Here is a 22,710-nt window from a genome sequence, read left to right on the forward strand (position 1 = left end):
TTACTTCAATGCAAGAAATGGGAAATCTGCCCGGCATGACACGCGAGGAGACCGGCCCATCGGCATGCTGCGCAGAGAGTCCAACGGGGAAACAGCCATGCAGAATTCCTTCCATCAGCCTGTCGATGCCGCCAAGGTACCGCGCTTCGCGGGCCATGCGACCTTCATGCGCCTGCCGGCGGTAGAAAGCGCCGAGGGACTCGATATCGCCCTTGTCGGCATTCCCTGGGATGGCGGCACGACGAACCGCGCCGGCGCCCGCCATGGTCCCCGGGAGGTGCGCAGCGCCTCCAGCCTCATGCGCAGCACCCACCACGCCTCGAAGACCGAGCCGTTCAGGATCGCCAACATTGCCGATGTCGGCGACCTGCCAATCAATCCCATCGACCTCATGGACGCCCTGAAGCTGATCGAGGCCGGCATGCGCTCCGTCGTCGAGGCCGGCGCCCTGCCGCTTGCCGTCGGCGGCGACCACCTCACGACGCTGCCCGTGCTGCGCGCCGTCGCCGCATCCCGGCCGGTGGGGCTCATCCAGTTCGACGCGCATTCCGACACCAACGACACCTATTTCGGCGACAACCCCTATACACATGGCACCCCCTTCCGCCGTGCCATCGAGGAAAATCTCATCGATCCGCGCCGCACGGTACAGATCGGCATCCGCGGCTCGGTCTATGCGCCCGACGAGCACGACTGGGCACTGAAACAGGGTATCCGCATCATCTACATGGAGGAGTTCATCGAGCGCGGCGTCGCGGCGGTCATGGCAGAGGTCCATCGGATCGTCAGGGACGCACCGACCTATGTCACCTTCGACATCGATGCCATCGACCCCTCGATGGCACCAGGCACCGGCACGCCGGAGCTCGGCGGCTTTTCGACCCGGGAGGCCCAGCATCTCGTGCGGCTGCTCGAGGGCGTCGACATCGTCGGCGCGGACGTGGTGGAAGTCTCCCCGCCCTTCGACCTCGCGGGAATGACCTCGCTCGCCGGCGCGACGATCATGTTCGAGCTTCTGTGCGTCATGGCGCGGCTGGCGGCATGCCGGCGAAACGGCATGCCCGCCACATCCCGTTGACCGGCGAACGCTGACGAGGGCTCCCGCCTGGAGCCGCGGCTGCGATGATCACGCTGTCACCCACGGCGATGCGCGAGCGGCCGGTCGGCGAGCGTCGACGACCACCGGGTGAAAGAGTGCCGGCGCTTAAGCCTTTTCTTACGTTAGGCGATTATCTTCAGGCCCGGGAGGTCTCTGTGGCCTGGCACAGATGACAATGGGTACCGGATCGCATGAACAGTACGGCGTCACAGCGAACCAAGACGGACGAGGTGCCCTACGGCAGATCCCGTGAGGAAATCGACTTCTGGATGGGGTGCGTCGGTGCGCCGATGGTGCTTGTCGAGAAGGGCAGGCTGCATGTGCGCCGGGCAAACGCCAATGCCGCGGTGCTGTTCGGGCTGGGGCTGGATGCCTTCGAAGACCTGCCGATGGAAGACCTCGTCGGCCGCGAGGCGAACCTCCTGCTCTCGCAGATCTGGAGCGTCGCGCCGATCGGCGTGCCGGGCGAACCCTTTCTGATCCGGGCCACGGTGCAAGGGCAGGAGCGCGTGCTGATGGTGCAGGTCACCAAGCTTGCGGTCGAGGGCGAACTCGTGCGCCTGTTCACCTTCACCGATGCGCCGCCGCAGGGCTCCGTTTCCCTTGCCGGCTGGCAGGAGCAGATGATCTCGCTTCTGGACTGGCTGCCCTTCGGCTTTGAAATCGCCAGCAGCGACGACCAGATCCAGTTCGCCAATTCGACGTTCAAGGCACTCTTCGGCTATACGCAGGACGAGATCGAAAGCATCGAGGACTGGTGGCGGCTCGTCTATCCCGATCCGCAATACCGCGAATATGCCCGCACGCAGTGGCATTCCTCCATCGCGGACGCCCGGCGCGAAAACCGCGAGATGACGCCTTTCGATCTCGACGTCAGGACGGCAAGCGGCGCAACGAAGCGTATCCAGTTCCGGCAAAGGACGATCGGCAACTTCAACGTCAATCTCTATATCGACGTCACGAAGGAGCGGGCCTATGCCGAACAGCTCAAGGCCCTAGCCAATGCCGATCCGCTGACCGGCATCCTGAACCGCCGGCGCTTCTTCGAGGAGGCGGAAGAGATATTCGCCAAATCGGGCGGCGGCACATCCATGGGCGTGCTGATGCTGGATATCGATCATTTCAAATCGATCAACGATACGCACGGCCATCGCGCGGGCGATCTCGTCCTCATGGAATTCGCCCGCCGCTGCCAGGAGGTCGTGCGGGCGGGCGACCGTTTCGCGCGGCTTGGCGGCGAGGAGTTTGCCGTGCTGCTGGCGGCCGAGGAGCCGGCCGCGGTGGTGACTCTGGCCGAGCGCATCCGCACGGCGATCCATGCCACGCCCTTCGACATCGAGGGCGCAACGATCCCGCTCAGCGTCAGCATCGGCGCCACGCTCGCCGATCCATCGGACGAACCCTTCGGCTCGGCGATCCTCAGGGCCGACAATGCCCTCTACGAAGCCAAGCGGGCGGGCCGCAACCGCGTCGTGATGCTCGGCACCTGACCACGGGCAGCAGCGCAGCCGGTCGTTCGTCCCCACTCCATCGGACGATATGCCGATAGCCGCCCGGCTCATGCAGGTGCGCCTCCGTTGCCGGAAGCGCGCGCAGCGCCATCGCGGATCCTGTCCTCATCCATGAGATTGAAAGCGGAAGCCCGCTCCCCGGCCACGGCGGCACCGGATCTTCAGCCTCAGGCAGCCGGCATCTCGAAGCGTGGGAAGAGCACCGTGTTCTCCAGATGCATGTGCATCACGAGATCATCGGTGAACTTGCGCAGCCCGGTATAGAGCGCCGTCCACGAACCGCAGGCGCCAGATGGCAGGGCCATGCCGTGGGCGGCATGCTCGATATCGTGGAGAAGCCGGACGGCATCGTCGTGCTCGCGGCGCATCTGCGCGACCGGCTGGGCGATCCGCACGGTCCCGCCCCGGCGCATCATCGGGAAGACCACCTGTTCCTCGTTCATCATGTGCCCTTCCAGCTCGTCGCGCAGCGCACTCAGCGCCGCGGCCAATCCCGAGGGCGCGGCCGGATGGTCGCCGTGGACCCGCTCCACCTTCTCGGCAAGCGGGATCAGGAATGCCAGCTCCTGGCGATGGGTCGCGTGATAGCGGGTGAGGAGGTGGTCGATGAGCGGCTCCGTCTCCTCGGGCGCGTCGCGGCCGGCCGCCCGTTCGAGCGCTTCCAGTGCGGCCAGCAGATCCTCCGGCGAGAGGCCGGCCCGACCGGCCGCCGCGCGAAGCGGGACATCGCCCGCACAGCAGAAGTTGATGGCCGATCGGCGGAACAGATCGGCCGCGCCCGGCAGCTCCGCCGCGATCGACGCCACGGTCCGGTCAAGAGAAAGCGTTTGCATCCTGGCTCCTTTGCAGGGATTGGCGTTTCCGGTTCTCGCCAACCCTGCAGGAGAAGAAGGACGGGGTCTTTGCGCCGCGGCAAAGAAGGAGCCCATCCGGGCGTAGTTCAGGCGGCCGCGGCGACCGAGAACCGGCTGCGATATTCGCCCGGCGAGAGGCCGAGGATGCGGTGGAACACGCGGCGGAAGGCGGCCGCGTCCTCGTAGCCCACCGCAAAGGCAATCTGGTCGACGGTGCGCCGCGTGAATTCCAGAAGCTCCCGCGCCTTGCCGATCCTCAGGTGCTGGACGTATTCGATCGGCTTCATGCCGGTCGCCGTCTTGAAACGGCGCAGGAAGGTGCGCTCCTCCAAGCGCGCGTGGCCGGCCATGTCGGCGATGCTGGTGGGCCGGCCGCCGCGCTCCTGCAGCCAGTGCTGCACCTTCAGGACCGCCTCGTCGCCGTGGGTGAGGCGCGGCGCGAAATTGCTGTAGTGCCGCTGCTCGCGCCCGGACGGGTCGACCAGCAGGAACTTGCCGGTCTCGATCGTCACCGAAGGGCCGAGCAGGCGATCGACGATACGCAGGCCGAGATCGGTCCAGGCCATCAGCCCGCCGGCGGTGATGATGTCGCCATCCTCGATGACGATCTTGTCCGCCTCCAGCCGCACATCGGGAAAGCGCGCGCGAAACCGCTCGGCAAACAACCAGTGCGTGGTGGCGGGGCGGCCGGCAAGCAGGCCCGTCGCCGCCAGGATGAACGCCCCGCCGCAGGTGGAGGCAAGCGTTGCCCCGTGACCGTGGCGATCCAGCAGCCAGCGGGCATAGGGCGCCGCCTCCTCCGCTTCGGCCGGCCCCGTCAGCCGGCCCGGCACGATGAGGATGTCCGGCGTTCCGGGAGCGCCGGGATCGGTGTCGTGGCTGCGGGAGAACCACCCCTCCGCATCCATGCGCCAATGGCTGACCCGCACCGTGGAGCCGCCACGATCGCGCGAAAAGGCCGACGCGATGGCGAAGAGATCGGTGATGCCGTGCACCATCGCAACCTGGCAATCCCGATAGAGCATCAATCCGACTTCCATTTCGCGTCCCCGCCTTTTGTCAGTTTCGGCTCGCCTTCTGTCAGAAGCGCCCATCCAGCCCGCAGGCACGCAAGAGTATCTCTGTTCACACGGGAGGCAATCAAGCCCTCGACAAAAGGAGAGAGACAAATGAGCACGATCACGACCCGGGACGGCACGCATATCTTCTACAAGGACTGGGGTCCGCGGGACGGCCAGCCCGTCCTGTTCTCCCACGGCTGGCCGCTCAGCGCCGACGCCTGGGACGCGCAGATGGTGTTCTTCGCCAATCAGGGTTTCCGCACCATCGCCCACGACCGCCGCAGCCACGGCCGGTCCGACCAGGTCTGGCACGACAACACCATGGACCAGTATGCCGATGACCTCGCCGAGCTGATCGAGCAACTGGATCTCCACGCAGTCATCCTGGTCGGCCATTCCACGGGCGGCGGCGAAGTCACCCGCTATATCGGCCGCCACGGCACGGGCCGCGTCGCCAAGGTCGCGCTGATCGGTGCCGTTCCGCCGCTGATGCTGAAGACGGAGGCCAATCCCGGCGGCCTGCCCATCGACGTCTTCGACGGCATCCGCAAGGGCACCTACGACAATCGCAGCCAGTTCTTCAAGGACCTGACCATTCCCTTCTACGGCTACAACAGGGACGGCGCGGTCATTTCCGACGGCATTCGCGCGGACTTCTGGCGGCAGGGCATGATGGGCGGCCTCAAGGGCCAGCTCGACAGCATCCGCGCCTTCTCCGAAAGCGACTTCCACCAGGATCTCGAAGCCTTCGACAAGCCGACGCTGGTGCTGCACGGCGACGACGATCAGATCGTGCCGATCGGCGCATCCGCCCTGTCGACCGTCGGGATCGTCGAACATGCCGTGCTGAAGGTCTACGAGGGCGCCGACCACGGCCTGACGCAGACCCATCAGGACCGGTTCAACGCCGACCTTCTCGACTTCATCAATGCCTGACCGCCTCCCGGCACGGGCTTCAGCGCCAGAGGACGCCAGCCCGGCGCCGTTTCATCCAACGCCCCATCAAGGAGACAGACCATGAGCAAGGACACTTTTCTCGTTACCGGCGCATCCGACGGCATCGGCGCGGTCTATGCGGACCGGCTTGCCCGTCGCGGCCACGATCTGCTGCTCGTCGCCCGCCGCGCCGACAGGCTGGCGGCGCTTGCCGAGCGGCTGCGGGCGACGCATGGCGTCGCCGTCGAGATCCTCTCCGCCGACCTCTCGCAGCCCGAGGGGCTGGCCCTCACCGAAGCCCGCCTGCGCGCGGACAGCGCCATCACCGGCCTCGTCAACAATGCCGGCATTGCCGGGGAAGGCATGATCACGGAGCTGGACCCCGTCAAGGTCACCGGCATGATCAACCTCAACATCCTCGCCGTCACCCGGCTTGCCGCCGCGATCGCCCCCCGGCTTGCCGCCGCAGGCAGGGGCACGATCATCAACATGACCTCGGTCACCGCCCTGATGCCGGCCGCCTTCACTGCCGTCTATCCGGCCACCAAGGCCTTCGTCCTGGCCTTCACGGAGGCGCTGCAGGCACAGCTTTCCCCGGCCGGCGTCAGGGTGCAGGGCGTGTTGCCGGGCATCACGCGCACCGCGATCTGGGAGGAGGAGAAGCTTGATGCCCTGCCGGCGGCCATGGTCATGGATGCCGAGGAGATGGTCGACGCCGCGCTGGCCGGCCTTGATCTCGGCGAGACGCTGACCGTCCCCTCCCTGCCCGAGTCCGCTGCCCTCGACGCCTTCCTTGTCGCCCGCGATGCGCTGCGACCGCACCTTTCGCTTGCCCACGCCGCAGCCCGTTACGGGCTGGGCAAGAAGCCCGTGGTGCGATGAACAGCTCCGGAGCATTTCCGGTATTCTGTTCTTACAGCCTTATCAGACGCCGAAGCGATACCGCTTCGGCTGGAAGGCTCCTAGCTCGCATCGAGCGCCTGCACCAGATCGGCCACCAGGTCATCGGGATGCTCGATGCCGATGGACAGGCGGATGGTCGATTCGAGCACGCCGATCCGCTGGCGCACCTCGACGGGGATTCCCGAATGCGTCATCGTGGCGGGATGCGAGGCGAGCGACTCCGTTCCGCCAAGACTGACGGCAAGCTTGAAGATCTTCAACGCGTTCAGGAACCGGAACGAGGCCGGCTGCCCGCCCTTGATGTCGAAGGAGAAGGTCGAGCCGGCGCCGCTGCACTGGGCGGCAAAGGTCCGGCCGGCCGGCGATGCGGGATCGTAGAACGGCAGGTAGTGGATCGCCTCGACCTTGGGATGCTCGCGCAGGAATTCGGCGACCGCCGCCGCGTTGCTGTTGGCCCGCTCCATGCGGATCTGCAGCGTCTCCAGCGAGCGCCCGAGCATCCAGCAGGAATGCGGGTCGAGCTGCGTGCCGATCGCCCCGCGCAGCGCCTTGACCTGCTTCATCACCGCCTTGCGGCCGAGCGCCGCCCCGGCGATCAGGTCCGAGTGGCCGCCGACATACTTGGTCAGCGAATAGAGCGAGAGATCCGCCCCGTGCTCGATCGGCCGCTGGAAGACCGGGCCGAGCAGCGTGTTGTCGCAGGCGACGACCGGCACATGGCCCTGCCGCGCACCGATCGCATCGGCGACCCGGCGGATCATCGCGATATCGACGAGGCTGTTGGTGGGGTTTGCCGGCGTTTCGACCAGGATGACGGAGACGCGGCCCTTCTGCATCGCCGCTTCCGCCGCAGCCTGTACCGATGCCTCGCTGACGCCATCGGCAAAACCCACGGCCGAGACGCCGAGATTGAGGAAGGTCTTCGCCAGGAGGGTCTCCGTGCCGCCATAGAGGGGTTGCGAATGCAGCACGGCATCGCCAGGCCGCACGAGAGCGAGCAGCGTGGTGGCGATCGCCGACATGCCTGACGAAAACAGTGCACAGCTTTCCGTCCGCTCGTAGACGGCAAGGCGATCCTCGACGATCTCGCTGTTGGGATGGTTGAAGCGCGAATAGACGAGGCCCGCGCCCCTGCCCTCCGGCGGCTCCTTGCGCCCGGAAACGTAGTCGAAGAAGTCGCGCCCGTCCTCGGCGGACTTGAAGACGAAGGTCGATGTCAGGAAGACCGGCGGCTTGACGGCGCCCTCGGAGAGTTCGGGGTCGTAACCGTAGTTCAGCATCTGCGTTTCGGGATGCAGGGCATGGTTGCCGATATGGGTTCTCGACGGATGCGGCGCGGTCATGAAACGTCTCCCTCGTTCGTGTGGCGAGCTCCAGGCACAAATTATATCAGACTCGCTGGCGCTTCCTTGCTATTTGGTGCGCCTTGTTGTTTTTGAAAGCAACTTCTTGCGGAGTTCACTGAAAATTGTCGCAGAAAATTGCAGACGAGATCGACCGGCGCATCCTGCGGGAACTTGCCGCCGATGCCCGCATCACCAACAACGAACTGGCCGAGCGGGTCGGCCTTTCCGCATCGGCGTGCCTGCGCCGGCTGCGGCGCCTCGAGGAAACCGCGATCATCCGCGGATATGCCGCGATCATCGACCCGGCCGTGGAGGGCTGGACGATGACCGCCATCGCATCGATCCGCCTCAGCCGCCAGCACGACGACGAGATCCGCATGTTCGAGGAGGCGGTGCAAGGCTGGGACGAGGTGATCGAATGCCAGCTCGTGACCGGCGCGCGCGACTATGTGCTGACGGTCATGAGCGCCGGCCTCGATCACTATGAGCGCTTCATCAAGGACAAGATCGCCAAGCTGAAATGCGTCGACACGATCGAAACCAGCTTCGTGATGAACACGATCAAGGCGCGGCGATCCTAACGCCGCGCCTTGAGGAGGCTGCAAGTTCGGGGGCTCAGGCGAGAGTCGTGATCACTCCGCCGCCTGCAGGGCCGGCGCCGGAACCGGCATCTCCTCGAGATCGCCGCTCAGCACCGCATTCAGCCTGGCGACGTCCAGCTCGTTTTCCCAGCGGGCGACGACGATCGTCGCGACGGCGTTGCCGATGAAGTTGGTCAGCGCCCGGCATTCCGACATGAAGCGGTCGATGCCGAGGATGAGCGCCATGCCGGCGACCGGCACGGAGGGCACGACGGAGAGCGTCGCAGCGAGCGTGATGAAGCCCGCACCGGTGATGCCGGCTGCACCCTTGGAGCTCAGCATCGCCACGAGCAGCAGCAGGATCTGGTCGCCCATCGACAGCGGGATATCGACCGCCTGCGCGATGAAGAGGGCGGCAAGCGTCATGTAGATGTTCGTGCCGTCGAGATTGAACGAATACCCCGTCGGAATGACGAGGCCGACGACCGAGCGCTTGCAGCCGGCCCGCTCCATCTTCTGCATCAGGCCCGGCAGCGCCGCCTCGGACGAGGACGTGCCAAGGACGAGCAGCAGTTCCTCCTTGATGTAGCGGATCAGCGCGATGATCGAGAAACCGTTGTACCTTGCGACAGCGCCCAGCACGACGAAGACGAAGAGGAAGGCGGTGAGGTAGAAGGTGGCGATCAGGAAGGCAAGGTTGGCGACCGAGCCGATGCCGTATTTGCCGATGGTGAAGGCCATGGCGCCGAAGGCACCGATCGGCGCTGCCTTCATGAGGATGGCGACCAGCCGGAAGATCGGCGTCGTCAGGGCCTGCAGGAAATCGACGACCGGCTTACCCTGCTCGCCGACCATGCCCAGCGCGATGCCGAACAGCACCGAGAAGAACAGCACCTGCAGGATATCCCCCTCGGCGAAGGCGCCGACGATGGTCTGCGGGATGATGTTCATCAGGAAGCCGGTGATGGTCGATTCATGCGCCTTGCTGGCATAGGTCGCCACGGCATTGGCGTCGAGCGAGGCGGGATCGATATGCATGCCCGCACCCGGCTGCACGACATTGGCGACCACCATGCCCACGGCGAGCGCGAGCGTGGAGAAGGTGAGGAAATAGATCATCGCCTTGCCGGCAACGCGCCCCACCTTCTTGAGGTCCGACATGCCGGCAATGCCGGTGGCGACCGTCAGGAAGATCACCGGAGCGATGATCATCTTGACGAGCCGGATGAAGGCATCGCCGAGCGGCTTCAGGCCGGCACCGAAATCGGGATAGTAATGGCCGACCAGCATGCCCGCGACGATGGCGACGATGACCTGAACATAGAGGTGGCGGTAGAACGGCAACGGACCACGGTCCGGCGTGGCGGCAGACGAAATGTGCATGGCTTCCTCCTTTCGCACCCCAACCAGCGCGCTGGCTCTTCCCGGGGTGGCTTTGCTGCAATCGCGGAGGACTTCGCAAGCGGCGTGCCAGTTTGCGCGACACCATATAAAGTATTGTAATAATTCACTTTACAGGAGTGCATCGCAGGCAACGGGTCAGCGAAGTGCGGATTTTCGCACAGATTTCCTTGAGTATCGTGCGGTTTTATGCTCAAAATTCCCGATGAACCCGGTTCCGACGACGAGCAACCAGATCGCCCTCCACCGCGCGACGCGGCGGCAGTGGGCGGCATTTGCCGTTGCCGTCCTCGTCCTTGCCCTCGCCGCACTCCATGCGGCCGGGCTCTATGGCCGCGCCTCGGCCCTGTCGACGCTGGAGGAGCAGGGCCGGATCGATGCCAACCTCAAGGTGGCGCTGTTGCAGGCCGTTCTGGAACGGCCGCGGGCCCTTCCCTTCCTGCTGTCGCGCGACCGGGACGTCACGGAGACCCTCGCGGGCGCCGACCCTGCCGGGCGATCCCTCCTCGACGGCAAGCTGGAGGAGCTGGTCGCCGGAACCAATGCCGCGGTGATCTATGTCATCGACGGCAAGGGCGTGGCGATCGCCGCCAGCAACTGGCGCGAGCCGACGAGCTTCGTCGGCAACGACTATTCGTTCCGCGCCTATTTCTCCCGCGCGATGGCGGAGGGCACGGCGGAGCATTTCGCGCTCGGCTCGGTGAGCAAGCGGCCCGGCCTCTACATCTCCCACCGTGTCGGCCCCGCCGCCGCGCCGCTCGGCGTCGTCGTCGTCAAGATGGAATTCGACCAGTTGGAGCGCGACTGGCACGAAACGCAGCGCCCCTCCTATGTTGTGGATGCCGATCATGTCGTGCTGATCACCAGCATCCCCTCCTGGCGCTTCATGACCACGGAGCCGCTGCCGGCCGAAAGCCTCGCGGCCATTCGCGAAAGCCTGCAGTTCGGAGAAGCCTCCCTCGCCCCCCTTCCCTTCACCCTCATCGAAGGTGGCCCGCTGCTGCGCGCCGTCCAGCCCGGCGGCGGCGCGGAGACCTATCTTCGCATACGGGTGCCCGTCGCCACGACGCCATGGCATTTCGAATATCTCGTGCCGACCGGCAACGCCATTGCCGCCAGCATGCGCGAGATGCGCCTGCTGGCCCTCCTCGCCGTCGGCGCGATCACGCTCGCCGCCGCACTCTGGCTACGCCGGCGCCAGGCGGCGCTCGCCAATGCCGCGCGCGACCAGGCAGCGCGCGAGGAGCTCGAACGCCGCGTGATCGAGCGCACGCGCGACCTCAGCCTTGCCCGCGACCACCTGCAGGCCGAAATTGCCGACCACCGGCAGACCGAGACGAAACTGCAGGCCGTGCAGCAGGATCTTGTGCAGGCCAACCGGCTCGCCATCCTCGGCCAGGTCGCCGCCGGCGTGGCGCATGAAATCAACCAGCCGCTGGCCACCATCCGCGCCTATGCCGACAATGCCAAGGTCTTCCTGACGCGCAACCGGCCGGAGCCGGTGCAGGAGAACCTCGACCTCATCGCCGACCTCACCGACCGGATTGCCGGCATCACGGACGACCTGAAGGCGCTGGCCCGCAAGGGACGCACCGCCGCTGAACCCGTCGTGCTGCGCGAGGTCATCGATGGCGCGATCCTCCTGCTGCGCAGCCGCTTCACCGGCCGGCTCGATCGCCTCGTCGTCGCTCCGCTTTCGGAAGGCCTGCGCGTCGCCGGCAACCGGCTGCGGCTGGAACAGGTCTTCATCAACCTCTTCCAGAACGCGCTCGAAGCCGTGGAGGACCGCGCGGACGGGCGCGTCGACGTCGCGGTCGTCGCGGGGGAAGGCGGTGTCGTCGTTTCCGTCACCGACAACGGCCCCGGCCTGTCGGCCGCCATCCTCGCCTCGCTCTTCGAACCGTTCAACACGTCGAAGGAAAAGGGGCTCGGCCTCGGCCTCGTCATCGCCAAGGACATCGTCTCCGACTATGGCGGCAGGCTGGAGGTCGAGACGGGCGAGCGCGGCGCCTCCTTCCGCGTCCACCTGCGAAAGGCTGACGAATGAGCGTGCCGGTTCTCCTCATCGATGACGACAGGCAGCTCCTGCGCGCCACCGCCCAGACGCTGGACCTCGCCGGTTTTGCCGTGTCGCCGCTCGGCTCCGCCGCCGAGGCGCTGGAAAGGCTCGACGCGGATTTCGCCGGCGTGGTCGTCTCCGACATCCGCATGCCCGGCATGGATGGGCTCCAGCTCTTTGCGCGCATTCGCGCGCTCGATGCCGAGATCCCGGTCGTGCTCGTCACCGGCCACGGCGACATCGCGACGGCGGTCAAGGCCATCCAGGAGGGGGTCTACGATTTCATCGCCAAGCCCTTTCCCGCCGAACGGCTGATCCAGTGCGTCCAGCGCGCGGCGGAAAAACGCAGCCTCGTTATGGAAAACCGCCGCCTGCGGGAAAGCGCCCGGCAGGCGGAGGACGACTTTCCCCTGATCGGCCAGACGCCGGCGATGGACCGGCTGCGCCGGACACTGCGCCAGATCGCCGACACGGATGTCGACGTGCTCGTCACCGGCGAAACGGGCAGCGGCAAGGAGGTCGTGGCCCGCCTGCTGCATGGCTGGAGCCGGCGGGCGAAGGGCAATTTCGTGGCGCTCAACTGCGGCGCCCTGCCCGAGCAGGTGATCGAGAGCGAGCTTTTCGGCCATGAGCCCGGCGCCTTCACCGGCGCGCAGAGGAAGCGTATCGGCCGCATCGAACATTCGAGCGGCGGCACGCTCTTCCTCGACGAACTGGAAAGCATGCCGCTCTCCACACAGGTCCAGATGCTGCGCGTGCTCGAACTGCGCGAAGTGACGCCGCTCGGCACGAACGAGGTGCGCCCGGTGGATATCCGCATCGTCGCGGCCGCCAAGGTCGACCTCGCCGACCCCGCCCAGCGGAAGACCTTTCGCGAGGACCTCTATTACCGCCTGAACGTCGTCTCGCTTTCCATCCCGCCGCTGCGCGAGCGCCGCGAGGACATTCCGCTCCTGTTCAGCTACTTCGCCGAGCGCGCCGCCCGGCGCTTCCAGCGCGCGGCGCCCGGCCTTTCGGCCGACATCCTGCGCCACCTGCGCGAACACGACTGGCCCGGCAATGTGCGCGAACTCTCCCATTTCGCCGAGCGCACGGTGCTGGGCATGACATCGGCGGCGCTCGCGCAGCAAGGCCCTTCGTCCGAAACCGGCGGCACAGGCTCGCTGCCGGAGCGGCTGGAACGGATCGAGGCCGAGATCATCCGCGACACGCTGAGCGCCCATGATGGCAATGTGCAGGAAACGATCGCCGCCCTCGGCATTCCGCGCAAGACTTTTTACGACAAGCTCCAGCGCCACGGCATCGTCAGGCGGGAATTCTCCGCGACAGGCGAGAAACCGGCCGCGTCGAAGCCCGATCCCTGACGGCCGCGGCCGATACGCCGCCGTCAAGACGGCAACCTGCCCGCCGCAGAAAGTTGAAGGCCCGGCGGATGAACCGTCACGGGTTGACTTGCCGTGTCATTTACGTTGATATCAACATCAATGACACCGGACACGGCGCCGCCGATCCGGAACGGCGCGGCACGCGCCGCATCGGCGGGTTCCGTCCCACCCATCAGATCGGTCTGAAAATCCACAGCCGCCCCGGCGGACGAAACGACAACCACGAGGAGGAATGAAGCATGAAAATCGTGACGAGCCTGAGTTTTCAGGGACAGTGCCGCGCGGCATTCGAGTTCTATGCCAAGGTGCTGGGCGGCAAGATCACCGCCGCCTTTCCCTATGGCGAAGCCCCGCCGGACATGCCGATCACCGATGCGAAGTACAAGGACTGGTTGATGCATTGCTGGCTGGAAGTGGGCGACCAGGCCCTGATGGGCGCCGACATGGATGCCGGCTGGGCGCCCAACATCGACAAGCCCAAGAACGGTTTCGACGTCACGCTGCACACCACGGACAAGGCCGAGGCCAAACGCTGGTTCGACCAGCTCGCCGAAGGCGGCAAGGCCGTCATGCCATTCGGCGAGACCTTCTGGTCGCCCGGTTTCGGCTCCCTCATCGACAAGTTCGGCATCCCGTGGATGATAAACAGCATTCCCCCGGCGGACTGGAAGCCGGCACAGGGCTGACGTGCCGGGCAATGCTGTCGCCTGGCAATCGCCAGGCTGCAATCCAGCGACTTCGGAAGACCGCGAGGCGGTCCCCAAGATCGTGGCAGCCGGCGGCGGGGACGGCTTCGTCTCCGCCGCCGGGTTCCGTCAGGACAACCGCCTCGTCCCCATCTCCCTCGACAAATGCTGATGGACAAGGCCCTTCTCCGTCTCCGCGAGCGTACCAACGGCAAGCTCGTCAATGCCTCCTTCGCCATTGTGCGAAGGCCCGCGCCCGCGCGGCATGACACCAGCCGCGCGACAGGGCGGCCTCAGCGGGGCTTGAACTCGACCAGCAGCGACTTGAGCTCGATTTCGCGCACGCGCCACGCCGCTTCGTCCGGACTGACCCAGGCAAGCTGGCGCTCGCCCTTTTCCTTGAATTTCGTGGCAAGCTCGGTGGCTTCGATCTGGAACACATCGACGATGCAGGGCGCCACGTCGCCGTCGTCCAGCAGTTTCAGATAGGTGTAGCGACCAATCGGCTTCTTGCGGACCTTTCCGCGAATGCCGGCCTCCTGGAAGGCTTCGATCGCAGCTGCCTCATAGGGCTTCCTGCCCTTCATCGGCCAGCCCTTGGGAATGATCCAGCGACCGGTGTCGCGCGAGGTCACCACGAGGATCTCAATCCCGGCGCCTTCAGGCGCGCTGCGGAAACATAAGGCAGCATATTGCTGGCGAAACGCCCCCGAAAACAGCTTTTCGGGGGTAGCCGCCAGCTTCTGCAGAAGGGTCTTGGGCCTGCGGCTCTTCTGCGCCTTGGTCTTCTTGGTCGTTTTCAGGGTTCTTGCCGCCAAAGCATCGCAAAATGGGGGCGAAACCTATGACGAGTTGCCCACCATGTCAAAGGCGCGCCCTCAGCCGACGACCACCTGGAACCAGGCATCGCGGAAACGGCTGCGCTTGATCATGTCGCGGAATTCGTCGGTAAGCCTGCCGATCAACATCGTCGAACGCGGCGAGACGCAATCTGGCCCGCCGCATGGGCTGGGTCGGTCGCCTTCCCGCACATTTCGCAATCGACGGCACGCAGGTCGCCTCGGCCGGCATCCGGCCGGAGGCCGCGACTATTCGCTGGAGGCACTGATCGAGGCGTCGCACTCTTCACTCCGGCCGCGGGCGGTCCGCATGCAGCCGATCCTCCAGAGCGCATATGTGCTTTTCGAGCTGCTCGTCGCTCATATAGGCGCTGAGGGAACCAATGCGCTTGCCCCTGTAGAGATCATCACCTTCGACCGCTTTGAGGCGCGCCAGGAGATCGATGCGTTTCATATCCCATCCTTTCCAGTGCATTTTCGCGATTTGAGATGGCGTATCGGGACCAGCGCGAGGGCCCTCGGCGCGGCCTTGGCACGCGCAAGGAGGCTGGAGCCCGGCCGCTTCAGCGAATAGATTCAACGTTCCGAGTAATCCATCCCGTCAATGGATGCAGAAAAGCGGCCGCCCGCTAGCCAAGGGCCAGGCTGGAAAAGAATTCCATCATACGATTGATGGCAACAATTGCCGGCATCGAACGGTCCCGAACGTTTCTGTTTCGCCTGTTCTTCAGGGAAACGAAGGCGATGGCTGTCCGCGCAAGTCTTACTGCTTCGGCACCACGCCCAGGAAGAAGACAGCGGTAAAGCGCATTGTCAACCAGTTTGTGGACGCCAAGCCGGAGGCACACCGAGGGTGTGCACCGAATCCGACCGGATCAAGGCACCGGGAGACCCTGCAAGACATCCGCACGCACCGCGGTCAGATATCCTTGGCAAGGCGCAGCGCATCGTAGATGGCCGCATGTGTGTTGCGGGCGGCAACGGCGTCGCCGATGCGGAAAAGCTGGTAGGTGCCGTCGGGATTGCGCGTGACCGTCTGCGGCGCGCCGGCAATCAGGTCGTCATAGGAGACTTCGCCGAGGTTCTTCGAGCCCGGCTTCAGCTCGAAATAGAGATCGTCCAGCGGGATGGTGCCGTGGTTGACGACGATCTGGTCGACCGTGCGCTGCTTGCTGACACCGCCGTAGTCGCTGCCGACATGGGCGATGATCTGGTTGCCGCTCCTCTCCGCCGCCTCCAGCCGGTAGGTGACGGTGAAGGTCGTGTCGAGCTTCTGCAGCGCGCGCATGTAGGGAACGAGGTTCATGGCCATGACCTCGGGCGCGAAGGCACGGTCCGGCGTCATGATCTCCACCTTGCCGCCCACCTTGGCGATCAGTTCGGCCGCCTGCAGGCCGGCATGGTCGCCGGCATCGTCATAGACGAGCACGTTGGTGCCCGGCTTCACGTCGCCGGAAATGATGTCCCAGGAGGAGACCACCAGTTCGTTGCCCTTCGAAAGAACCTCGGTATGCGGCAGGCCACCCGTCGCGACGATCACGACATCGGGGTTTTCTGCAAGGATCGTGTCCGCCTCGGCCCAGCTGTTGAAGTGGAAGGTGACGCCGTGCTTCTCGCACTGGCTCATGCGCCAGTCGATGATGCCGATCATCTCGCGCCGCCGCTCGCTCTGCGCCGTCAGTCGGATCTGGCCGCCCGGATCGCTCGCCGCCTCGAACACCACCACCTCGTGGCCGCGCTCGGCGGCGACCCGCGCTGCTTCGAGGCCGGCCGGGCCGGCGCCGACGATCACCACCTTCCTGCGCACCGCCGCCTTCGGGATCGCATGCGGCATCGTCTCCTCGCGGCCGGTCGCCGCATTGTGGATGCAGAAGGCAAGGCCGCCCTGGTAGATGCGGTCGAGACAGTAATTCGCGCCGACACAGGGACGGATGTCGTCCTCGCGCTTTTCGATGATCTTGCGCACGATATGCGGGTCGGTCATGTGGGCGCGGGTCATGCCGATCATATCGACCTTGCCGGCGGCGATCGCATGACGCGCCGTCGCGACATCCTGGATCTTCGCCGCATGGAAGGTCGGGAACCTGGTGGCGGCGCGGATGTCGCCGGCGAAATCCAGATGCGGCGCGCTCGCCATGCCCTGGATCGGGATGACATCCGTCAGGCCCGGATCCGTATCGATATGGCCGCGGATGACGTTCAGGTAATCGATGAGACCGCTTTCCTTGAGACGACGGGAGATTTCCAGGCCCTCGGCCTTTCCGGTTCCGCCGGGAAGACATTCGTCGGCCGTGTAGCGCACGCCGAGGATGAAATCCTCGCCCACCCTTTCGCGCATCGCCCTGAACACGTCGAAACAGAAGCGCAGGCGGTTGTCGAGCGAGCCGCCATAGGGGCCGTCGAGCTCGTTGGTTAGCGGCGAGGTGAACTGGTCGATGAGGTGGCCATAGGCCTCCAGCTCGACCCCGTCCATGCCGCCCGCCTTCATGCGCTCCGCGGCATCGGCGAAATCCTTGATGATGCGCGCGATGTCCCAGTCTTCCAGCTTCTTGGGAAAGGCGCGGTGCGCGGCCTCACGATGATGGGAAGGCGCAAGGACGGGCAGCCAGTCGCCCTTGTCCCAGCGCGTGCGGCGGCCGAGATGGGTGAGCTGGATCATGATCGCCGCCCCCGCTTCATGCACGGCGTCCGTCATTTCCCGGATCCACGGCACGATCTCGTCCTTGTAGGCGAGCAGGTTGTTGAAGACCGGCGGACTGTCCTTCGAGACGGCGGCGGATCCGGCCGTCATCGTCAGCGCCACGCCGCCGCGCGCCCGTTCCACCGTATAGGCCCGGTAGCGGCCCTTCGGCATGCCGTCCTCGGGATAGGCCGGCTCGTGCGACGTGACGATGATGCGGTTGCGCAGGGTCAGGTGCTTCAACTGATAGGGCTGAAGCAGGGGATCGTTCGACATGCGACGGGCTCCGGACTGGGGGACTTTCACGAACGGTAAGAGAAAATGTACACATGTGTCAACGCCCAAAACACTATAGTCAATATTGTCGACATAAGTGTACATTCTGCTTGCTGCGACATGCCGAATTTGTTAGGAGGCACCATGGAACAGGCGACGAGTGACAGCGGCTGGCGCGGCTCCCCGGAAGGGTGGCTGGAGGCCGCCTACGACTGCCTGCTCGAATCCGGCGTGGAATCGGTGAAGATCCTGCCGCTCGCCAAGCGGCTCAATCTGTCCCGCACCAGCTTCTACTGGTTCTTCAAGGACCGGGAGGAGCTGCTGGGTGCCCTCATCGCGCGCTGGCGGGAGAAGAACACGGGCAATCTCGTGAAGCAGTCCGAGGCCTATGCGGAAACGCTTGCCGAAGCGATGCTCAACGTCTTCGACTGCTGGCTGAACAAGGACCTGTTCGATTCCCAGTTCGAATTCGCCGTGCGCAGTTGGGCGCTGCAATCGCCGGACATCCTGGCAGAGGTGCAGGCGGCCGACCAGGCGAGAATAGAGGCGATCGGCCGCATGTTCGTGCGGTTCGGCTATGACGAGGGCCCGGCGGACGTTCGTGCGCGAACGACCTATCTCGTCCAGATCGGGTATATCTCGATGCAATCGACGGAAGACATCGCGCTGCGCATGAAGCGCATCCCCGACTATATCGCGATCTATACCGGAGAGATCCCCCGGAAACGGGAACTCGACCGCTTCTTTGCCCGGCACGGCTACAAGCCGGACTGAGCGCAGGGCCTGGCACAGGACAGGCACGTCGGCTCGTCCTTATTTCGCCGTCAGGCCAGACAAATGCCTCCGCCTTAGGCTCGTCTTAACGAACTCTGTTCAATTTTACCGATCGCAAGCGCGCGGTTCTCGCGCCGGCTGCCATGAAGGCGCGTTTTTCCTGACATCTGCTGTGCCGAGCCCGTGCCCGCAAGACGCGTGCGGTTCGGCGATGGAATACTGGGGGGTTTCCTTGAGCACACGTTTCAATCTCATGACCAAAATTCTTCTGGCCGCCTCGCTCGCCGTCATCGCGGCCTTCTGCGGCTTTTCGGTCTATATCGACAGTCTCCAGCGAAACACGCTCTCCAGGGAAGCGGCCTCCGAGATCGAATCCGCCGGCGAGCTGGCGGCCACCGGCATTGCCAACTGGCTGAATGCCCGCGTCATGCTGACCGAGCTCGCCGGCGCCGGCGTCGCCCGGGCGGAGAATGCCGAGGAGATCCTGAAGGGTTTCGACAACGCGCTGCTCAGCCGCGAATTCGCCCTCGTCTATTTCGGCGGCGAGGACGGCACCATGACCCGCATTCCCGCCGCGACGATGCCGGCAGGCTACGACCCGCGCAAGCGCGGCTGGTACAAGGATACCGTCAGGCTCGACGCGCCGGTGCTGACCGATCCCTATGTCGATTCCGCCTCGCAGAAGCTGGTGATCAGCGCCACCGCCCCGGTCAAGCGTGACGGCAAGCTGCTCGGCATCGCCGGCACCGACTTCCCCCTGCAGGGCCTGCTCGGCATGATCGGCGAGGTCGATCTCGGCGGCATGGGCTCCGCCTTCCTCGTCAACAAGTCCGGCACGGTTCTCGTCCATCCCAATGGCGATCTGGTCGCCAAGCCCCTGACCGAGGTCTTCCCGCAGGAGACCCCGTCGATCGAGGCGACCGGGCTGACGGAAACCGAGCTCGACGGCAAGCGCGTCCTCGTGCGCTTCGTGCAGGTCACGGGCCTGCCGGTGATCGATAGCTGGTATCTCTGCCTGATCGTCGACCGCGACATGGCCTATGCCGGCATTTCCGAATTCCGCATCGCCGCCACCATCGCCACCGTCGTCGGCGTTCTCGCCATGATCGGCGTCCTTGCCCTGCTTCTGTCCAGCCTCGTCGTGCGGCCGGTGGTGCGCATGACCGGCATGATGAGCAAGCTGGCGCGCGGCGACGTTTCCGAGGACATCCCGGAAGCAGGCCGCACCGACGAAATCGGCCAGATGGCGGCTGCCGTCACCGTCTTCCGCGAAAACATCATCGAGCGCGCGCGCCTCGCCCGTGCGGCGGAAGAGAACGAGGCCCTGAGCGAACAGGAGCGCCGTGAGCGCGACGCGATCAAGGCGCAGGAGGCCGAGACCGTCGCCCTGGCCGTCCACACGGTCGCCGATGCGCTGGGCCGTCTTGCCGACGGCGACCTCGTCTCGCGCATCGACACCCCCTTTGCCGGCGATCTCGACCGCCTGCGCATCGACTTCAACAACTCCGTCACCCGCCTGCACCAGGCCATGTCGACGGTCGGCGAGAAGGCGCTGGCGATCGACGGCGGCGCGAACGAGATCCGCGGCTCCGCCGACGCGCTCGCCCGCCGCACGGAGCAGCAGGCGGCCTCCGTCGAGGAGACCGCCGCCGCACTGGAGGAGATCACCACCACCGTGAAGGACTCCACCCGCCGCGCCGAGGAGGTCGGTTCACTCGTCTCGCGCACCCGGGAGGGCGCTGAAAAATCCGGCGAGGTGGTGCGCCGCGCCGTCTCGGCCATGCAAGGCATCGAGAAGTCCTCGCACGAGATCTCCAACATCATCGGCGTCATCGACGACATCGCCTTCCAGACCAACCTCCTCGCGCTCAATGCCGGCGTGGAAGCGGCCCGCGCGGGCGAGGCCGGCAAGGGCTTTGCCGTCGTGGCGCAGGAAGTGCGCGAGCTCGCCCAGCGCTCGGCCAATGCCGCGAAAGAGATCAAGGCGCTGATCACGGCGTCCGGCGAGCAGGTCCGTTCCGGTGTCTCGCTCGTCGACGAGACGGGCGCCGCGCTGGAGGCCATCGTGCGCGAGGTGCAGGAGATCAACGGCCATGTGAACGCCATCGTCCTGGCCGCCCGCGAACAGTCGACCGGCCTGCAGGAGATCAACACCGCCGTCAACACGATGGACCAGGGCACGCAGAAGAACGCCGCCATGGTAGAGGAGCAGACCGCCGCCAGCCACGGCCTTGCCGGCGAGGCGGCCGCGCTGACCGCCCTGCTCGCCCAGTTCCGCCTCGACAGGGCACGCAACGTGCCGCAGGCTGCACGCCAGGCCTACGCCGCCTGACGGACACCACGCCTACCCGCATTAAGCCCCCTGCAGCAACTGCAGGGGGTTTTTTCTTGCCCTGGAAAATCCGCCACGCAGGGCCGGCGTGCCACCGGTCCTGGCGCCCCTTGAACATGGTGAACACAGGCAGGATTCGGCGCGGATATCCGCAACCGCGACGGAAGCAGCCGCCATGGCATTGAAAGCGGGCACGGCTGATCATGCCGCCCTTTTTGTCCCGATTAGACGAAGACCATCACGCCCGCATAGCCGACCGCAATCAGAACCAGCCCGACGACGAGCATCGGCATCAGGCTGCTGCCATTGACGTCCCGGCCGCTGACGTGCTCGCCGGAAAACACCAGGGGCTTGCGGGTTTCTTCCTTGTTCATGGGCCTCTCCTGTTAATGTGGCAAATGATATACCACTTTAATGCGGAGCGCGACGTGACAATTTAGCGCCGCGACATGAAAGGGCATGTGCTTCGCAGCCGTGAGGCGGGCAATGTCGTTGCCGATTGAAATTGCCATGCATTTGGCCGACAAGAATGCATGACAAAATGGCACCCCGATCCCGGCCAGTTGCGGCGGCCCGTCTATATCTCTCTCGCGGACCAGTTCACGGCAGCGATCAAGAGCGGCCGGCTTGCCGAGAATGACAAGCTGCCGCCGCATCGTGATCTTGCCTATGACCTGAAGATTTCGATCCAGACGGTGAGCAAGGCCTATGACATGCTTGCCCGCCGCGGGCTGGTTTCGGGCGAGGTCGGCCGGGGCACCTATGTCAAGGCAGGCGGCTCCGTGCCCCAGTCGCCCTATATCGCGGAACGGCTGGCGAACGAGATCGACCTTTCGATCGTCACGCCCGTCTGCACGCCCTTTCACCTCGAGCGGATGAAGGATGCCCTGCACCGGCTCGGCGACGGCCTCCCGTCTGCCGCAGCCCTGTCCTTCCGGCCCAACACCATCTTTCCGCGGCACAATGAGGCCGCCGCCGCGTGGCTCTCCATGCTCGGCGTCGAAACCGCGCCGCGCAACCTGCTCGTAACGAACGGGGCCTCCTCGGCCTTTACCGTCGCCCTCCTGTCCGCTGCAGGCCCCGGCGCGATCCTTGCCGCCGAGGAGGTCTGCTACCATGTCATCCGGCCGCTCGCGGACTATCTCGGCATCCGGGTCCGCCCGATCGTCGCGGACGCGGACGGCATGGTTCCCGAAGCGCTGGAGGAGGCCTGCCGCAGGGAGGAGGTGCGCGTGGTCGCCCTTCAGCCCAATCTCGCCAACCCGACCGCTACGCTGATGTCGGAAGGCCGGCGCCGCGCCATCGCCGAGACGGCGCGCAGACATGACGTGACGATCATCGAAAACGACGTGTTCGGCCCGCTCCTCTCCCGCCGGCCGCGCCCCATCGCGGCGCTGGCGCCGGAACGGACGGTCTATATAACCGGTTTCAGCAAGGTCGCCCTTCCCGGCCTCCGGATCGGCTATGTCGCCGCGCCGGATCATCTTGCCGCCACGGTCGCCAACCGGCACCTGATGGCGAACTGGATGGCGACGCCCGTCATGGCCGAGATCGCCACTTTGTGGCTCTCCGACGGCACGATGCAGGCGCTGGTGGACTGGCAGCGCAACGCCCTCGGCCAGCGGCACCGGATCGTCTCCGCGGTGCTTCAGGGCACCGTGTACCACGCACATCCCGAGGGGCTTCATCTCTGGCTGCCGCTTCCGCCGGAGCACGATGAGCCCGCCTTCGTTTCTCAGGCGCGCGTCCGCGGCGTGGCGGTCGCGCCAAGCACGCCCTTCTCCCTGTCCGGCGCGCCGGCGGGCGCCGTCCGGGTATCGCTCGGCGCAACCGAGGCTGATGAACTGCACGCCGGCCTCGACATCCTCGCCTCGCTGCTGCGCGCCGCACCCGACCGGAGCGTCCTGGCACCCTGAAAAGCTGCGGTCCTTCTCCTTGCGCTTCGGCGCCTTTGCTTCGCGCATCTCGTCATCGCAAGACCGCCAGG

The 22,710-nt window shown here is 65.6% G+C and carries 20 protein-coding genes; 13 read left to right on the top strand and 7 right to left on the bottom strand.

The features are described 5' to 3' along the window. The first annotated feature begins 97 nt into the window (after window positions 1-97). Both speB and shn_RS29265 read left to right on the top strand, forming a co-directional pair. Window positions 98-1,078: an agmatinase gene (gene speB / locus shn_RS29260; RefSeq protein ID WP_064334076.1), complete on the top strand. Its 981-nt coding sequence runs from the start codon at window positions 98-100 to the stop codon at window positions 1,076-1,078. Between the two features lie 212 nt (window positions 1,079-1,290). Further along, entirely contained in the window at window positions 1,291-2,589 is a 1,299-nt protein-coding gene (locus shn_RS29265; protein WP_084438656.1) for a sensor domain-containing diguanylate cyclase, read from the top strand. A gap of 188 nt (window positions 2,590-2,777) precedes the next feature. Here the strand turns inward: shn_RS29265 and ric are convergent, their stop codons facing one another. Next, window positions 2,778-3,443 (bottom strand): iron-sulfur cluster repair di-iron protein, encoded by a 666-nt coding sequence (ric, locus tag shn_RS29270; protein ID WP_064334078.1) that lies wholly within the window; start codon window positions 3,441-3,443, stop codon window positions 2,778-2,780. A gap of 107 nt (window positions 3,444-3,550) precedes the next feature. Then, a complete protein-coding gene (locus shn_RS29275) occupies window positions 3,551-4,504 on the bottom strand; it encodes a GlxA family transcriptional regulator (protein ID WP_064334079.1) in 954 nt (317 codons plus the stop codon). Window positions 4,505-4,633: 129 nt separating this feature from the next. On the opposite strand from shn_RS29275, the gene shn_RS29280 reads away from it, so the two are divergent. Together shn_RS29280 and shn_RS29285 are read left to right on the top strand one after the other, a co-directional pair. Beyond that, on the top strand, window positions 4,634-5,461 hold the full coding sequence (locus tag shn_RS29280; protein ID WP_064334080.1) for an alpha/beta fold hydrolase: 828 nt from the start codon (window positions 4,634-4,636) through the stop codon (window positions 5,459-5,461). Window positions 5,462-5,542: 81 nt separating this feature from the next. Next, entirely contained in the window at window positions 5,543-6,343 is an 801-nt protein-coding gene (locus tag shn_RS29285; RefSeq protein WP_064334081.1) for an SDR family oxidoreductase, read from the top strand. 80 nt (window positions 6,344-6,423) lie between these two features. On the opposite strand, the gene shn_RS29290 is transcribed toward shn_RS29285, so the two are convergent. Beyond that, window positions 6,424-7,707, bottom strand: coding sequence for a cystathionine gamma-synthase family protein (locus tag shn_RS29290; protein WP_064334082.1), 1,284 nt, complete (start codon window positions 7,705-7,707; stop codon window positions 6,424-6,426). A 125-nt stretch (window positions 7,708-7,832) separates the two neighbouring features. On the opposite strand from shn_RS29290, the gene shn_RS29295 reads away from it, so the two are divergent. Then, complete coding sequence (locus shn_RS29295) at window positions 7,833-8,291, top strand: Lrp/AsnC family transcriptional regulator (RefSeq protein ID WP_064334083.1); 459 nt, start codon at window positions 7,833-7,835, stop codon at window positions 8,289-8,291. Between the two features lie 51 nt (window positions 8,292-8,342). Here shn_RS29295 and shn_RS29300 read toward each other — a convergent pair whose 3' ends face one another. Beyond that, window positions 8,343-9,674, bottom strand: a complete 1,332-nt coding sequence (locus tag shn_RS29300; protein WP_064334084.1) for a dicarboxylate/amino acid:cation symporter — start codon at window positions 9,672-9,674, stop codon at window positions 8,343-8,345. A 223-nt stretch (window positions 9,675-9,897) separates the two neighbouring features. On the opposite strand from shn_RS29300, the gene shn_RS29305 reads away from it, so the two are divergent. The 4 genes from shn_RS29305 (at window position 9,898) to shn_RS29315 (ending at window position 13,822) form a co-directional block, all read left to right on the top strand. After that, window positions 9,898-11,739 carry an ATP-binding protein gene (locus shn_RS29305; protein ID WP_064334085.1) on the top strand — a complete coding sequence of 614 codons (1,842 nt, stop codon included), beginning with the start codon at window positions 9,898-9,900 and terminating at the stop codon, window positions 11,737-11,739. After that, the gene (locus shn_RS29310; protein WP_064334086.1) at window positions 11,736-13,115 is read left to right on the top strand and encodes a sigma-54 dependent transcriptional regulator; all 1,380 of its coding nucleotides are present in this window, start codon (window positions 11,736-11,738) and stop codon (window positions 13,113-13,115) included. The genes shn_RS29305 and shn_RS29310 overlap by 4 nt, the downstream gene beginning before the upstream one ends. A 68-nt stretch (window positions 13,116-13,183) precedes the next feature. Next, the gene (locus shn_RS36040; protein ID WP_145926093.1) at window positions 13,184-13,372 is read left to right on the top strand and encodes a hypothetical protein; all 189 of its coding nucleotides are present in this window, start codon (window positions 13,184-13,186) and stop codon (window positions 13,370-13,372) included. A 3-nt stretch (window positions 13,373-13,375) separates the two neighbouring features. Then, window positions 13,376-13,822 (top strand): VOC family protein, encoded by a 447-nt coding sequence (locus shn_RS29315; protein WP_064334087.1) that lies wholly within the window; start codon window positions 13,376-13,378, stop codon window positions 13,820-13,822. A 293-nt stretch (window positions 13,823-14,115) separates the two neighbouring features. On the opposite strand, the gene shn_RS29320 is transcribed toward shn_RS29315, so the two are convergent. Beyond that, window positions 14,116-14,625: an NUDIX hydrolase gene (locus shn_RS29320; RefSeq protein ID WP_064334221.1), complete on the bottom strand. Its 510-nt coding sequence runs from the start codon at window positions 14,623-14,625 to the stop codon at window positions 14,116-14,118. Between shn_RS29320 and shn_RS36620 the strand changes: the two genes are divergently transcribed. Next, on the top strand, window positions 14,579-15,235 hold the full coding sequence (locus shn_RS36620; RefSeq protein ID WP_168168992.1) for a hypothetical protein: 657 nt from the start codon (window positions 14,579-14,581) through the stop codon (window positions 15,233-15,235). The genes shn_RS29320 and shn_RS36620 overlap by 47 nt on opposite strands. 345 nt (window positions 15,236-15,580) lie before the next feature. Here shn_RS36620 and shn_RS29325 read toward each other — a convergent pair whose 3' ends face one another. Continuing rightward, a complete protein-coding gene (locus shn_RS29325) occupies window positions 15,581-17,617 on the bottom strand; it encodes an NADH:flavin oxidoreductase (protein WP_064334088.1) in 2,037 nt (678 codons plus the stop codon). Between the two features lie 144 nt (window positions 17,618-17,761). Between shn_RS29325 and shn_RS29330 the strand changes: the two genes are divergently transcribed. Further along, entirely contained in the window at window positions 17,762-18,391 is a 630-nt protein-coding gene (locus shn_RS29330) for a TetR/AcrR family transcriptional regulator (RefSeq protein WP_064334089.1), read from the top strand. Between the two features lie 232 nt (window positions 18,392-18,623). Next, window positions 18,624-20,723, top strand: coding sequence for a methyl-accepting chemotaxis protein (locus shn_RS29335; protein WP_064334222.1), 2,100 nt, complete (start codon window positions 18,624-18,626; stop codon window positions 20,721-20,723). Window positions 20,724-20,947: 224 nt separating this feature from the next. Here the strand turns inward: shn_RS29335 and shn_RS36625 are convergent, their stop codons facing one another. Next, complete coding sequence (locus tag shn_RS36625; RefSeq protein ID WP_162853089.1) at window positions 20,948-21,097, bottom strand: hypothetical protein; 150 nt, start codon at window positions 21,095-21,097, stop codon at window positions 20,948-20,950. Window positions 21,098-21,256: 159 nt separating this feature from the next. On the opposite strand from shn_RS36625, the gene shn_RS29340 reads away from it, so the two are divergent. Continuing rightward, window positions 21,257-22,639, top strand: coding sequence for a PLP-dependent aminotransferase family protein (locus shn_RS29340; protein ID WP_064334090.1), 1,383 nt, complete (start codon window positions 21,257-21,259; stop codon window positions 22,637-22,639). Window positions 22,640-22,710: the final 71 nt, after the last annotated feature.

Source organism: Shinella sp. HZN7 (genome assembly GCF_001652565.1).
GTDB lineage: Bacteria > Pseudomonadota > Alphaproteobacteria > Rhizobiales > Rhizobiaceae > Shinella > Shinella granuli.

Bases quoted from the DNA above. Each gene is read 5' to 3' on its own strand.
- speB (WP_064334076.1), top strand. From the start codon at position 98: ATGCAGAATTCCTTCCATCAGCCTGTCGATGCCGCCAAGGTACCGCGC.
- shn_RS29265 (WP_084438656.1), top strand. From the start codon at position 1,291: ATGAACAGTACGGCGTCACAGCGAACCAAGACGGACGAGGTGCCCTAC.
- ric (WP_064334078.1), bottom strand. From the start codon at position 3,443: ATGCAAACGCTTTCTCTTGACCGGACCGTGGCGTCGATCGCGGCGGAG.
- shn_RS29275 (WP_064334079.1), bottom strand. From the start codon at position 4,504: ATGGAAGTCGGATTGATGCTCTATCGGGATTGCCAGGTTGCGATGGTG.
- shn_RS29280 (WP_064334080.1), top strand. From the start codon at position 4,634: ATGAGCACGATCACGACCCGGGACGGCACGCATATCTTCTACAAGGAC.
- shn_RS29285 (WP_064334081.1), top strand. From the start codon at position 5,543: ATGAGCAAGGACACTTTTCTCGTTACCGGCGCATCCGACGGCATCGGC.
- shn_RS29290 (WP_064334082.1), bottom strand. From the start codon at position 7,707: ATGACCGCGCCGCATCCGTCGAGAACCCATATCGGCAACCATGCCCTG.
- shn_RS29300 (WP_064334084.1), bottom strand. From the start codon at position 9,674: ATGCACATTTCGTCTGCCGCCACGCCGGACCGTGGTCCGTTGCCGTTC.
- shn_RS29305 (WP_064334085.1), top strand. From the start codon at position 9,898: ATGAACCCGGTTCCGACGACGAGCAACCAGATCGCCCTCCACCGCGCG.
- shn_RS29310 (WP_064334086.1), top strand. From the start codon at position 11,736: ATGAGCGTGCCGGTTCTCCTCATCGATGACGACAGGCAGCTCCTGCGC.
- shn_RS36040 (WP_145926093.1), top strand. From the start codon at position 13,184: ATGAACCGTCACGGGTTGACTTGCCGTGTCATTTACGTTGATATCAAC.
- shn_RS29315 (WP_064334087.1), top strand. From the start codon at position 13,376: ATGAAAATCGTGACGAGCCTGAGTTTTCAGGGACAGTGCCGCGCGGCA.
- shn_RS29325 (WP_064334088.1), bottom strand. From the start codon at position 17,617: ATGTCGAACGATCCCCTGCTTCAGCCCTATCAGTTGAAGCACCTGACC.
- shn_RS29330 (WP_064334089.1), top strand. From the start codon at position 17,762: ATGGAACAGGCGACGAGTGACAGCGGCTGGCGCGGCTCCCCGGAAGGG.
- shn_RS36625 (WP_162853089.1), bottom strand. From the start codon at position 21,097: ATGAACAAGGAAGAAACCCGCAAGCCCCTGGTGTTTTCCGGCGAGCAC.
- shn_RS29340 (WP_064334090.1), top strand. From the start codon at position 21,257: ATGACAAAATGGCACCCCGATCCCGGCCAGTTGCGGCGGCCCGTCTAT.